Origin of the sequence: Pseudomonas putida W15Oct28 (assembly GCF_000708715.2) — a bacterium.
GTDB lineage: Bacteria > Pseudomonadota > Gammaproteobacteria > Pseudomonadales > Pseudomonadaceae > Aquipseudomonas > Aquipseudomonas putida_R.
On the sequence record NZ_JENB01000031.1, the window covers coordinates 13,427 to 25,909 of the forward strand.

At 64.4% G+C, this 12,483-nt stretch carries 10 protein-coding genes; 6 read left to right on the plus strand and 4 right to left on the minus strand.

The genetic code is table 11. The features are described 5' to 3' along the window. Window positions 1-58: 58 nt before the first annotated feature. Complete coding sequence (locus AK81_RS19970; protein WP_043201719.1) at window positions 59-1,555, plus strand: PLP-dependent aminotransferase family protein; 1,497 nt, start codon at window positions 59-61, stop codon at window positions 1,553-1,555. A 127-nt stretch (window positions 1,556-1,682) separates the two neighbouring features. Here the strand turns inward: AK81_RS19970 and AK81_RS19975 are convergent, their stop codons facing one another. Next, on the minus strand, window positions 1,683-2,927 hold the full coding sequence (locus AK81_RS19975; RefSeq protein WP_043201721.1) for a DUF1835 domain-containing protein: 1,245 nt from the start codon (window positions 2,925-2,927) through the stop codon (window positions 1,683-1,685). A 226-nt stretch (window positions 2,928-3,153) separates the two neighbouring features. Between AK81_RS19975 and AK81_RS19980 the strand changes: the two genes are divergently transcribed. Then, entirely contained in the window at window positions 3,154-4,044 is an 891-nt protein-coding gene (locus tag AK81_RS19980; RefSeq protein ID WP_043201722.1) for an alpha/beta fold hydrolase, read from the plus strand. Window positions 4,045-4,086: 42 nt separating this feature from the next. Here the strand turns inward: AK81_RS19980 and AK81_RS19985 are convergent, their stop codons facing one another. After that, window positions 4,087-4,485: a tetratricopeptide repeat protein gene (locus AK81_RS19985; protein WP_043201724.1), complete on the minus strand. Its 399-nt coding sequence runs from the start codon at window positions 4,483-4,485 to the stop codon at window positions 4,087-4,089. 253 nt (window positions 4,486-4,738) lie between these two features. Between AK81_RS19985 and AK81_RS19990 the strand changes: the two genes are divergently transcribed. From AK81_RS19990 to AK81_RS20005, 4 genes are all read left to right on the plus strand, one after another. Beyond that, on the plus strand, window positions 4,739-6,364 hold the full coding sequence (locus AK81_RS19990; protein WP_043201726.1) for a methyl-accepting chemotaxis protein: 1,626 nt from the start codon (window positions 4,739-4,741) through the stop codon (window positions 6,362-6,364). A 243-nt stretch (window positions 6,365-6,607) separates the two neighbouring features. Continuing rightward, window positions 6,608-7,711 (plus strand): polyamine ABC transporter substrate-binding protein, encoded by a 1,104-nt coding sequence (locus AK81_RS19995; RefSeq protein WP_043201727.1) that lies wholly within the window; start codon window positions 6,608-6,610, stop codon window positions 7,709-7,711. A gap of 34 nt (window positions 7,712-7,745) precedes the next feature. After that, a complete protein-coding gene (locus tag AK81_RS20000; RefSeq protein ID WP_043201728.1) occupies window positions 7,746-9,158 on the plus strand; it encodes an aminotransferase in 1,413 nt (470 codons plus the stop codon). A gap of 53 nt (window positions 9,159-9,211) precedes the next feature. Further along, entirely contained in the window at window positions 9,212-10,045 is an 834-nt protein-coding gene (locus AK81_RS20005; protein ID WP_043201730.1) for a helix-turn-helix transcriptional regulator, read from the plus strand. Window positions 10,046-10,193: 148 nt separating this feature from the next. Here the strand turns inward: AK81_RS20005 and AK81_RS20010 are convergent, their stop codons facing one another. Together AK81_RS20010 and AK81_RS20015 are read right to left on the minus strand one after the other, a co-directional pair. Further along, window positions 10,194-11,273: a helix-turn-helix domain-containing protein gene (locus AK81_RS20010; RefSeq protein WP_043201731.1), complete on the minus strand. Its 1,080-nt coding sequence runs from the start codon at window positions 11,271-11,273 to the stop codon at window positions 10,194-10,196. 198 nt (window positions 11,274-11,471) lie between these two features. Continuing rightward, the gene (locus tag AK81_RS20015; protein ID WP_043201732.1) at window positions 11,472-12,443 is read right to left on the minus strand and encodes a PDR/VanB family oxidoreductase; all 972 of its coding nucleotides are present in this window, start codon (window positions 12,441-12,443) and stop codon (window positions 11,472-11,474) included. Between the last annotated feature and the right edge of the window lie 40 nt (window positions 12,444-12,483).

Below are 12,483 nucleotides of genomic sequence, written 5' to 3' on the forward strand. Positions count from 1 at the left end.
AGGCTCGATTGTTGCTATAGTCCAGGACCAGCAGAACCTCCAGTTTTGGATAATTCACATGGTCCAGCTTCGCAAATGGCAGCCGCTGCTCAAGCTTGATGGGGCGCAGGCTTCGTACCGGCAGATCGTCGAGGGGCTGGTGGCCGCGATCAGCGAAGGCCGCCTGCGCCCTGGCACACCGTTGCCGGGCACGCGGGAGATGGCGCAACTGCTGAACGTCAACCGCAAGACGGTGATCCTTGCCTACGAGGAAGCCGAGACCAAAGGCTGGCTGCAGAGCGTGCAGCGCCGGGGCACTTTCGTCAGCCAGCAGCTGGCGGCCGGCACACCCACCGAGTCTGCTACCACGGGCCCCTTCGCCCTGGCGTTGCCAGAAGAGCCCGCCGTTGCCTACTTCGAGGCGAACGAACGGGCTGCAGCGCAGCAGGGGCGGCCAGGGGCCTTGTTCTTCGACAACGGCGCCTGTGACCACCGCCTGCTGCCCCAGGCAGTACTGCATCGCTATTACCGCAATGCCTTGCGCAACAGCTTTACCAGCAACAGCGTGCGCCATGGCAGCGATTGCAGCAGCCTCTACCTGCGCGCCGCCCTGGCCGACATGCTCAGGCACAACCGCAGCCTGAACGTCGGCGCCGAGCATATCTGCCTGACCCAGGGCGTGCAGATGTCGCTGTCCCTGTTGGCCAGCGTGTTGCTCAAGCCGGGGGATGCGGTGCTGGTGGAGCGCCTGAGCTATCCGCCGGCGTGGGAGATTTTCCGTCAGCTGGGTGCCCGGCTGGTGACCGTCGACCTGGACCATGAGGGTTGCCGGGTCGACCAGATCGATGCCCTGTGCCGGCAGCACAAGGTGCGGATGATGTACATAACGCCCCATCACCAGTTTCCGACCACGGTCAGCTTGCCAGCCGGGCGCCGGCAGCAGTTGCTGGAGCTGGCGCGGCAGCACGACTTCTGCGTGGTCGAGGAAGACTACGACTACGAGTACCACTTTTCCGGCCGGCCCTATCTGCCTTTGGCAAGCGACCGCCAGCAGCGCCATGTGATTTACATTGGCACACTGTCCAAGCCCTTGGGCAGCACGTTCCGTTGCAGCTATATCGTCGCGCCGGTGGAGGTGACCGCAGTGCTGGAGCGCAGGGCGACGCTGACCCTGGGGCAGGGCGATGCGGTGATGCAGCGGATGCTGGCGGACTTGATCAATGATGGCGAGCTGAAGAAGCACTTGCGCCGGGTCAACCGCGAGTACCGTCGGCGCCGGGAGACCCTGCTGGCTTGCCTGCACGATGCGTTTGGCGAGCAGGTGACCGTACAGGAACCCGAAGGCGGGTTGGCGCTGTGGGTGCGGTTTGCCGACGCGATCAATGTGGACCAGTTGGTAGATAAGGCGCTGGAGCTGGACCTGGTGGTGCGCAGCGGTCGGCAGTTTTCGCCGTTTGGGCATGCCGAGAATGCCTTGCGCCTGGGGTTTGCTTCGCTGGATGTGGATGAGATCCGGCAGGCTACGCAGCGTTTGGCACAGGCGTGGAGCGCGATAGGCAAAACGTGGTCCCTGTAGGAGCGGCCTTGCGTCGCGAAAGGGCCGCAACGCGGCCCCGGCAATTTTGTGGCGAGGCGAAGATCCTGGGGGCGCTTCGCACCCCTATCGCGACGCAAGGCCGCTCCTACAAGGGAGCGCGTTTGGCCTAGATACGTCTCCACACCTCGCCTTGTTCGGTCACTACCCAAGGCCTGTCAGCTGCATCGACCAGCACCCCGCCAACCCAACGCTGTGCAGGGTTGTGATCAAGCCAGTGCGCCTTACCTGCAAGCACCTGCTCGGCAAGCGGGGTCAGTCGCAGTGGTCGCTGCGCCCAGGCCTCGCCCGGGCCTTCCAGCAGCAGCGGCTGTGGCGCATGGATCAACGGTTGCAGAAGCACATGGAACATCATGTCACCGAGGTAGGGCAGGGGTTCATCCTGCATCATCAACTGGCCAAACACGCGGCCGGCCGCCAGTTCGCCGCGTGAAGCCAGTACCCGCAGCAGCAGGCGTTCGGTAAGGCTCAATCCATCCTGCGCCCCCGGCAGCTCCTGCAGCTGGCGCGCCAATGCCCGGCCCAGCAACGGCAAGGCCGAGTGCTGGCGGCCAGCCAGGCTTGCCCAAGCCTGTGGATCCGCTGCGGTGTAGGCCGCCCATGCTTCGCGGGCCAGGGCCAGTGCATCCTCACCCAGGGTGCGACGTTGCGGCCACAGCCAGGCCAGCAGGTCGGGGGCCAGTTGCCCGATGCCGATGAAACGCTCGATACCGGGCACCTGGCCAATTTCGATCAGTTCCAGCCGACGCGGCAGGCAGGGCAGGCTGGCCAGCACGCGAACCAGGAACAGCTGGTCGTATGCGTCGGCCTCGCACCACAGCACAATTTCACTGTCGCGGTTCAGCCCGGCCAGTGCTTTGCGCTGCGCCGTTTGGCGCTGCTCAAGGTCGTGGGTGCTCAGGTTGAACGCCTGTTGCACGTAGGCGCTTCGCACCTGCCAGTACTGTTCGTCAGGCAGTGCCGGTACGGGCCCCATGACCATGGGGTCGTCGAACATCTGGAAGGCACCGGCAAACCCGGCGGTGCGCAAGCTGTGGGCGATGTCGTTGCCGCAGCGCCAGTGCTGCACGCTTGCCTCGTCGTCGGCGGAAAAACCGGGGTGGCGTGCTGCGAAAGCCACGGCATCGGCATGCGCCTTGAGCCTGGGCCAGCTGGCAAAGCCGGCGTCGCGGGCCACCAGCCATTGGGTGTCGGCCAGCCGGTAGTCGGGGCCGGGCAGGCCAAGCGTGCGCAATTGCTCGCGAGCGTCGTCGGCTTGGTGGTTTTTCAGTTCAGTCAGCAATCGCTTGGCGCGTTTGCGCAAGGCGGGCAGGTCGAGCAAGCCGTGGTGGCGGGAAGCATTTATGGCGGGCATGCCAACTCCTTTGGGGCTCGGTCCGCCGACAAGCCGGGAGCTGGTATGGGAATGTAGAGACGCATGGCTCGGGCAACCCCTTCGCGCGGACCGCAGGCGCAGCCAGCGCCCAGGCCCCGACTTTAACGGTGCAGCGCGGCGGGTTGCAAACGATAGTTTTCCCATGGGTTGCCGTGCGCCTTATAGTGGCGGGCTTTTCTCCGTTGAAGTCAAAGGAATGGCGACCATGCGCATACGCACCCTGCTTGCAGCAATCGGCACCAGTTTGTCGCTGGGCTCGGCATTGGCTGCACCAAGCCAGCCAGTGCCTGTGGCTGGCGAACGTATTTCGGTAAAGGTCGAGGGCACTGGGCCGGACGTCATCCTGATCCCCGGGCTGGCCTCATCCCGTGAGGTTTGGGCGGGGCTCGCCAGCACACTGCGCCAACAGCATCGCCTGCACCTGGTGCAGGTTGCAGGCTTTGCCGGTTCGCCTGCCGTGCCCACGTTGGACGGGCGCGTGGCCGCTCCGGTGGCCGAGGCGGTTGCAGACTATATCCGCAGCCAGCACCTTGAGGCGCCAGCCATCATTGGCCATTCGCTGGGCGGTGAGGTCGCGCTGATGCTTGGCGCACGCCATCCCGAGCAGGTAGGGCGGCTGATGGTTGTCGACGCGCTGCCGTTCTACACGTTGTTGATCAATCCCATGGCAACCGCCGAAGCGGCTGCACCGCAGGCGGCGGCATTGCGTGATGCGATGCTGGCGGCCCCGCCAGCCCAGGCCGAAGCGATGCAGCGTACAGCCATCGACCGGCTGGCCAAGACGGCTGAGGCCAGACCTGCGCTGGCCGAGGCAGCGCTGCGTTCGGACCGCAAGGCTGTAGCCGATGCCACCTACGAATTGATGACTACCGACCTGCGCCCGGAACTCGCCCGTATCCAGGCGCCCGTCGAGGTCGTGTATGCCTATGACCCCTTGTTTGGCATACCCGCTGCCAGCGTTGATGCAACGTTCGCTAACGCCTATGCCGGCACGCCGGGTATCAGCTTCAAGCGCATTGACGGCAGCTTCCACTTCGTCATGCTGGACCAACCACAGGCGTTCGCTGACGCGGTCGTCGACTTCCTCGGCCGCTGACGCAAGCCTCGGCGCGAGAAGATCGCAACGTCCTGCCGGCCGTCAGTGCGCAGCGGTCGGCAGCATGCCTGAGCGCTGGGCATTGTGCGCGGCCTCTATCAGCTGCAGGTTGCGATTGCGCAACGCGCGGTTTGCGCCGACACGCAGGTTGGAGCGCAACGCGAGGGTTTCTGCCTGTTCATACTGCCCTTGCTGCAGGCGAAGAACGCCCAGGTAGTGCAAGGTTGCCGGGTTGTTCGGCTGTATGTGCAGTGCTCGCTCCAGGGTGGCTGCAGCCTGGTCCAACTGGCCGTCGGCATACTGCTGCGAAGCCGTTTCGATCAGCACGGTCGAGGCATTGTTGCTGCGCGCAGGCGCCGAGCGCTCGCCGGCCTGTGCATAGGCTGATGCGGCTACGCTGAGCAACAGTAGCAAGGCTGACAGAACAGGTGTGCTGGGCATCGGCAGTAAACTCGACAGGTCTTTGGCAGGCCCCTTGCTGATAGAGGGCGAGGGGTGCTATCGACCGGTAGCAAGGGATGAAGTTCCCAGCTGAGCAGCGCGACCTTCGCCCCCTGCCTTTTCAGCAACATCTGTTCGGTTACCGCCCATAACCGCCTCCCTGCGGCTCAAGCCTGCGCCGGCACCTCCGATAGCAGCACACCCACCGTCGAATCTCGACCAGAAGTGGTGCCAACAAAGGAGTACTGCCTGCATGCTTGCCAACCTGAAGATACGTACCGGAATGTTCTGGGTGCTGTCGTTGTTCAGCCTGACCCTGCTGTTTTCCACCGTCAGTGCCTGGCGGGCAGCAGTGGGCAGCGGCCAGCAGATCACCGAACTGGACCAGACCGCACACCAGTCGGACCGGTTGAACAATGCGTTGCTGATGGCGATTCGCGCCAGCGCCAATGTGTCCTCGGGCTTCATCGAGCAGTTGGGTGGCCACGACGAGAGCGCCGGCAAGCGCATGGCGCTGTCGGTCGAGCTGAACGACAAGAGCCAGAAACTGGTCGACGAATTTGTTGAAAATGTCCGCGAGCCAGCCCTTCGCACGTTGGCAACCGAGCTGCAGGCTACCTTTGCCGAATACGCCAAGGCGGTGGCGGGGCAGCGTGAGGCAACCCGCCAGCGCTCGCTGGAGCAGTACTTCAAGGTGAACGGCGATGCCGGCAATGCCATGGGCCGGCTGCAAGCGCTGCGCCAGCAACTGGTGGGTGCACTGAGCGAACGGGGCCAGCAGATCATGCTTGAGTCTGACCGGCGCCTGGCCCGCGCCCAACTGCTAAGCCTGGGGCTGCTGGCGGTGACCTTGGTGCTGGCGGCGCTGTGCTGGGCTTTCATTGCGCAGCGTGTGTTGCACCCGTTGCGCGAAGCCGGTCGGCATTTTCAGCGTATTGCCGGCGGCGACCTGAGCGTGCCGGTACAAGGGCAGGGCAACAACGAGATCGGCCAGCTGTTCCATGAGTTGCAGCGCATGCAGCAGAGCCAGCGCGACACCCTGGGGCAGATCAACCACTGTGCCCGGCAGCTGGATGCCGCTGCCACGGCGTTGAACGCGGTTACCGAGGAAAGCGCCAACAACCTGCGCCAGCAGGGGCAGGAGCTTGAGCAGGCAGCCACCGCCGTGACCGAAATGACCACGGCCGTGGAGGAGGTGGCGCGCAACGCCATCACCACTTCGCAGACCACCAGCGAGTCCAACCAGCTGGCCGCGCAAAGCCGCCAGCAAGTCAGCGACAACATCGATGGCACCGAGGCCATGACCCGGGAGATCCAGACCAGCAGTGCGCACCTGGAGCAACTGGTCGGGCAGGTGCGGGAAATCGGCAAGGTGCTGGAAGTGATCCGCTCGGTGTCCGAGCAAACCAACCTGCTGGCGCTTAATGCTGCCATCGAAGCGGCCCGCGCAGGCGAGGCCGGCCGCGGCTTTGCGGTGGTGGCGGATGAGGTGCGCACGCTGGCCTATCGCACGCACCAATCGACCCAGGAAATCGAGCAGATGATCGGCCGCGTGCAGGCGGGCACCGAAGCGGCGGTGGCTTCGATGCAGGCCAGCACCAACCGCGCCCAGTCGACACTGGACGTGACCCTGGCCTCGGGGCAGGTGCTGGAAGGTATCTACAGTGCAATCGGCGAAATCAACGAGCGCAACCTGGTCATTGCCAGTGCGGCCGAAGAGCAGGCTCAGGTGGCGCGGGAAGTGGACCGCAACCTGCTGAACATCCGCGAGCTGTCGAACAATTCGGCGACGGGAGCGCTGCAGACCAGTGAGGCGAGCAAGGCGCTGTCGGGGCTGGTGGGGGAGATGACCGCGTTGATGGGGCGGTTCAAGGTTTGAGGTTCGAGGGGCGACACGCCCGCACCTGACCGGCTGTTGCGGTCAGCTGCAGGCGCGGCCTTGTGTCGCGAAAGGGCTGCAAGGCAGCCCCAACATTTTCTCGGTATACGGCATTCTGCAAACCTGGCAACGCCACCTGCCAAAAAACGACCACCCACACATTCGGGGTATGTCGCCCCTCGGCAAATCCCTCGATAGTGAACCCATCGGCTCGTTCCGGAGCACTCACACGATGGAGTTGCCATGCGCAAGGTACTGAAGGTGATTGGTGGTCTGCTGCTGGCGTCTGGTGCCAGCCTGGCCCAGGCGGCAGAGGTGGACAGCGCCAACACGTTACGCTTGTACAACTGGACCGACTACATCGGCGAGACCACCCTGGCCGACTTCGAGAAGGCCACCGGCATCAAGGTCATCTACGACACCTTCGACGGCTACGAGACGGTACAGACCAAACTGCTGACCGGCCGCTCCGGCTACGACCTGGTCATGCTCAACGCCTCGCTGGTCCCCCCGCTGATCAGCGCTGGCGTGTTCCAGGCGCTGGACAAGCAGCAACTGCCCAGCTGGCACAACCTCGATCAGCAGGTGGTCAACAACCTGCAGGGCTACGACCCTGGCCTGAAGTACTCGGCGCCCTACACCTGGGGAAGCTCGGGGGTAACCTACAACGTCGACAAGATCACCGCGCGCATGCCCGACGCACCGATCGGTTCGCTGGCCATGCTGTTCGACCCCAAGATCGTCTCGCGCTTCGCCGACTGCGGCGTCACCCTGATGGACGCGCCCACCGAGGTCATCCCGCTGGCCCTGCAGTACCTGGGCAAGGACCCGCGCAGCGCGTCGCCCGCCGACCTCAAGGCGGCCGAACAACTGCTACTGGGCATCCGCCCCTACATTCGCAAGTTCGACTCGGTCAACTACCTCACCAGCCTGCCCAACGGCGATGTCTGCCTGGCGCTGACCTGGTCCGGTGACTACGCCACCGCCCAGGCCCGTGCGATGGAAGCGAAGAAGGACATCAAGCTGTCGTTCTTCATCCCCAAGGAAGGTTCGCTGATCTGGTTCGACAACCTGTACATCCCCAAGGATGCGCCGCACACGGCCAACGCCCACCGCTTCATCGAGTTCCTGCTGCAGCCGCAAACCATGGCCAAAGTCACCGACTACATCCACTACGCCAACAGCAACGCCGCCGCCACCGCGCTGGTGCGTGACGACATCCGCCAGGACCCGGCCATCTACCCCGACGCACAAACCCGTGAGCGCCTGTTCGCGCAGAAAACCCAGAGCCCCAAGGACATGCGCGCCATCACCCGGGTCTGGAGCACGGTCAAGACCGGTTTCTGAACACTGCCCAACGATTCCCGCCAAGGAGCTGCCCATGGCCACCCCAAGCAAAGCATTCGCCATCGCCCACGACCCGCTGGTGGAGGCCGACAAGGCCCACTACATGCACGGCTACCATGTGTTCGACGAGCACCGCGAGCAAGGCGCGCTGAACATCGTCGCCGGCGAGGGTGCCTACATTCGTGACACCCACGGCAACCGCTTCCTCGATGCCGTCGGCGGCATGTGGTGCACCAACATCGGCCTGGGCCGCGAGGAAATGGCCCTGGCCATCGCCGACCAGGTACGCCAGCTGGCGTACTCCAACCCGTTCTCCGACATGGCCAACGACGTGGCCATCGAACTGTGCCAGAAGCTTGCGCAGCTGGCGCCCGGCGACCTGAACCACGTGTTTCTGACCACCGGCGGCTCGACTGCGGTAGACACCGCCTACCGGCTGATCCAGTACTACCAGAACTGCCGCGGCAAGCCGCACAAGAAGCACATCATCGCCCGTTACAACGCCTACCACGGCTCCACCACCCTGACCATGTCGATCGGCAACAAGGCCGCCGACCGGGTGCCGGAGTTCGACTATCACCACGACCTGATCCACCACGTCTCCAACCCCAACCCGTACCGCGCCCCGCACGACATGGACGAGGCCGAGTTCCTCGACTTCCTGGTGGCCGAGTTCGAGGACAAGATCCTGTCGCTGGGCGCCGACAATGTGGCGGCGTTCATCGCCGAGCCGATCATGGGCTCGGGCGGGGTGATCATTCCGCCCGAGGGCTACTTCCAGCGCATGTGGCAGCTGTGCCAGACCTACGACATCCTGTTCGTCGCCGACGAAGTGGTGACCTCGTTCGGGCGCCTGGGCACCTTCTTTGCCAGCGAAGAACTGTTTGGCGTCACCCCCGACATCATCACCACCGCCAAGGGCCTGACCTCGGCCTACCTGCCGTTGGGCGCGTGCATCTTCTCCGAGCGTATCTGGGAAGTGATTGCCGAGCCGGGCAAGGGCCGCTGCTTCACCCATGGCTTCACCTACAGCGGTCACCCGGTGTGCTGCACGGCGGCGCTGAAGAACATCGAGATCATCGAGCGCGAGCGACTGCTCGATCACGTCAAGGACGTCGGTGGCTACCTGGAGCAGCGCCTGCAAAGCCTGCGCGAGTTGCCGCTGGTGGGTGACGTGCGTTGCATGAAGCTGATGGCCTGCGTCGAGTTCGTGGCCGACAAGGCCAGCAAGGCGCTGTTCCCCGATGAGGTGAACATCGGTGAGCGCATCCACAGCAAGGCCCAGGCCCGCGGGTTGCTGGTGCGCCCGATCATGCACCTGAACGTGATGTCGCCGCCGCTGATCGTCACCCATGCGCAGGTGGACGAGATCGTCGACACCTTGCGCCAGTGCATTATCGAAACCGCGCGCGAGCTGACTGCGCTTGGCCTGTACCAGGGCCGATGAACCTGGCGCAAGGGGCTGTGCGGGGGCGTGCCTGGCAGGCTAGACTGCCGGGCATGACCCAGGCCACTCCCGACACCCCGCTTACCCTGACAATGGGCGCGCTGCAGCAATGGCATGCGGCGCTGCAGCGTGCGCTGGCCAATAGCGATACGCCCGAGGCGCTGGCGTATGTGGCCGCTGCCATCGGCCAGCTGGTGCAGGTTGAATCGATGATGATCAGCCTTGAATGCCAAGGGCGGGCGCCGCAGCTGCTGTACCAGCAAGGCATTCCCGAGCTGCACCGCGCCGCCGTGCTGGAGCGTTATTTCAGTGCCGGCTACCTGCTCGACCCGTTCTGCCTGGCCGTGCAAAGCGGCCTGGCCGAAGGTTTTTACCACCTGCAGGAAATCGCCCCCGACAACTTCTTCGACAGCGACTACTACAAGGCCTATTACCTGGGCACCGGTTGCAGCGAAGACAGCTATTACATCGTCGACCTCAGCGCTGGCCGCAAGTTGTCGCTGAGCCTGTTCCAGGGTTGCAGCGGCACGCCCCTGAGTGCCGGGCAGGTTGACCTGCTGCGGGCGCTGGAGCCCATGGTGCGGGAACTACTGGGGCGCTATGCCCGGCATAACCTGGAGCCCGGTGCAGCATCGGCCGAACACGGCAGCCTGCAGGCGGCGTTCGACAGCTTTGGTTGCCAGGTGCTGACCGACCGTGAGCGGGAGGTGGCACACATGATCCTGCGTGGGCACTCGGTGAAGTCGACCGCGCTGGAGCTGGGCATCTCACCGGAGACGGTGCGCATGCACCGCAAGAACCTGTACCTGAAGCTGGAGATCAACTCGCAGTCCGAGTTGTTTGCGCGGTTTATCGACTGGTTGCGTGGCGATCAGCTGAAAATCTAGAAGTCATCGCGGTCCCTGTGGGAGCGGGCGTGCCGAGGCGTCGAACCGCCGCGAACACGGGCGAAGCCCGTGCCATCCACCGCGGTGCCTGTTTCGCGGGCATGCCCGCTCCCGCAGGGATCGCGTCAGTTCTGAAATTCCGGGTAGGTCACGAAACCGCCAGGCGGGCTTCCAGGGCGGCGATGTGCGCCTGTAGCCGTTCATGCTCCTGGCGCTCGGCGCTGATGTCTTCGAACACGCTGATCAGGTGTTCCGGTTCGCCGTTGTCCCGGCGCTGCAGCGAGGTGCGGGCGCGTACCCAGATGTACTCGCCGTTCTTGTGGCGCACGCGTTTTTCCACTTCGTAGCGCTCGGTTTCACCGGCCAGCATGCGTTGCAGTAGTTGCAGGTTCTGCGCCAGGTCGTCGGCGTGGGTGATCTGCTGGAAGGTCATGCCGTAGAGCTCTTCGGCGCTGTAGCCCAGCAACTCGCACAAGCTGTTGTTGACCCGCTGCCAGGTGCCGTCCGGGTCGATGTAGGCCAGGGCGCCCCAGGCCAGCTCGAAGATCGCCCGCAAGCGTTCCTCGCTCTGGCTCAGCGCCTGCTGGGCCACCTGGCGTTCGGTGTTGTCCATGCTGATGCCAACCATCTTCACCGAGCGCCCGGCGCTGTCGCGCACCACGGTGGCGCGGGAAGAAATCCAGCGGACTTCACCGTCCGGGCGGGTGATGCGGAAGTCGCATTCACAGCCACTGCCGTCAGCCACCGCGTCGGCGTACATCACCTGCATGCGCTGCACGTCTTCGTCGGGCAGGTGCTTCCAGAAGTCTTCGTTGTGGTGGACCGGCCAGCCATACACCTGCTCGACGTTGGGCGAGTAGGTGACTTCGTCGCTGATCAGGTTCCACTCCCAGGTGACGATGCGCGCGCCTTCCTGGGCCAGCTTCATGCGCGCTTCGCTTTCCATGATCTCGGCGGTCAGGCGCCGGCGAACGTCGGTCATCGGCAGCTCGACCACCTGCGGTTGCTGGATGTTCTGCAGTGCTTCGTCGCCATAGCGCAGCCAGATCCAGTTAACCTTGAGAAAGTCGGCCAGCTTGCGCAGGTTGTCGTAGTCGATCTCGCCGCCTCGGGTCCACTTGTGCACGGCGGTGCGCGAAATGCCCAAGGCCGTGCCCACGGCTTGCAGGGTCAGCTTGTGATGCTCGAGCAGTTCCTTGAGGCGGAAGGCGAAGCTGTTTTCCAACATCGGCAGGGTGTCCTGATCTGGGCCAAGAGCCTGCCAGTATACGCAACTTGTCAACTTTGGGTTGACGTTGGGGCGAGGGACGCAGTACCTGTGGGAGCGGGCTTGCCCGCGAAGCAGACACCGCGGTGGCTGGCACGGGCTTCGCCCGTGTTCGCGGGCAAGCCCGCTCCCACAGGAGCCCGCACAAACCTTCAATACTTACAAGTCAAGCACCAGGCGGGCAGTGCGGGCGCGGGAGACGCACAGCATGATGCTCTGCTGCGCGGCCTTCTCTTCGTCGCTCAGGTACTGGTCGTAATGTTCGGCTTCACCTTCAAGGATGGCCGTCTCGCAGGTACCGCACACGCCTTCGCGGCACAGGCACTCGACCTTCGCGGCCTTGGATTTCTCGATGGCCTGCAGGATGGTCATGCCTTCTTCCACCTGCAGTTCCACGCCCGATTGCGCCAGCACCACGGTAAAGGCACTGCCGGTGACCGGGGTGGCGGCAAACTGCTCCCAATGCACGCGCTGCTCGGCAATGCCGGCCTTGGCGGCGCAGGCGATGACCGCGTCGATCAGTGGTTTCGGGCCGCAGACATAAAGGTGCGCTTGCTCGTCCAGCCCCGCACACAGGGCAGCCAGGTCAAGCTTGCGGTCGAGGCTGTCGATGTAGAACTGCGTGTTGGCAGCATGCGGGCCGTTGGCCAGCTGGTCCTGGAACGCCCCGTGCTCTGGCGCGCGGAAGGCATAGTGCAGCTCGTAGTCGGTGCTGCCGCCTTCCAGCTCATGCAGTTGCGCCAGGAACGGGGTAATGCCGATGCCGCCGGCAATCAGTACGTGACGGCCAGCCGAAGGGTCGAGGGCGAACAGGTTGTTGGGCGAGGAGATGGTCAGGCGGGTGCCGACCTCCACCTGCTGGTGCATGAACGCCGAGCCGCCCTTGGACTGCTCCTCCAGGCGCACGCCAATCTGGTAGCTGCGGGTGTCGCGCGGGTCGCTCATCAACGAATAGGCGTTGCTGAACTGGCTGCCGTCAGCGCCTTGCATCTGCACGATGACGTGGCTGCCGCCGGTGAAGGCGGGCATCGCCGCGCCGTCTTCGCGGGCCAGGGTGAAGCGCTTGATCAGCGGCGTGGCGTGTTCCACGTCGGTTACGCGTACGCTGAACATTTCATAAGTGTTGGCCATGGTTCACCTCGACTGCCTGGGCGCGCGGCAGGCCCTGCCG

Excerpts from the sequence above, each read along its gene's own strand:
- AK81_RS19990 (WP_043201726.1), top strand. The coding sequence starts at position 4,739 with ATGCTTGCCAACCTGAAGATACGTACCGGAATGTTCTGGGTGCTGTCG.
- AK81_RS19975 (WP_043201721.1), bottom strand. The coding sequence starts at position 2,927 with ATGCCCGCCATAAATGCTTCCCGCCACCACGGCTTGCTCGACCTGCCC.
- AK81_RS19980 (WP_043201722.1), top strand. The coding sequence starts at position 3,154 with ATGCGCATACGCACCCTGCTTGCAGCAATCGGCACCAGTTTGTCGCTG.
- AK81_RS20000 (WP_043201728.1), top strand. The coding sequence starts at position 7,746 with ATGGCCACCCCAAGCAAAGCATTCGCCATCGCCCACGACCCGCTGGTG.
- AK81_RS19985 (WP_043201724.1), bottom strand. The coding sequence starts at position 4,485 with ATGCCCAGCACACCTGTTCTGTCAGCCTTGCTACTGTTGCTCAGCGTA.
- AK81_RS20010 (WP_043201731.1), bottom strand. The coding sequence starts at position 11,273 with ATGTTGGAAAACAGCTTCGCCTTCCGCCTCAAGGAACTGCTCGAGCAT.
- AK81_RS20005 (WP_043201730.1), top strand. The coding sequence starts at position 9,212 with ATGACCCAGGCCACTCCCGACACCCCGCTTACCCTGACAATGGGCGCG.
- AK81_RS19970 (WP_043201719.1), top strand. The coding sequence starts at position 59 with ATGGTCCAGCTTCGCAAATGGCAGCCGCTGCTCAAGCTTGATGGGGCG.
- AK81_RS19995 (WP_043201727.1), top strand. The coding sequence starts at position 6,608 with ATGCGCAAGGTACTGAAGGTGATTGGTGGTCTGCTGCTGGCGTCTGGT.
- AK81_RS20015 (WP_043201732.1), bottom strand. The coding sequence starts at position 12,443 with ATGGCCAACACTTATGAAATGTTCAGCGTACGCGTAACCGACGTGGAA.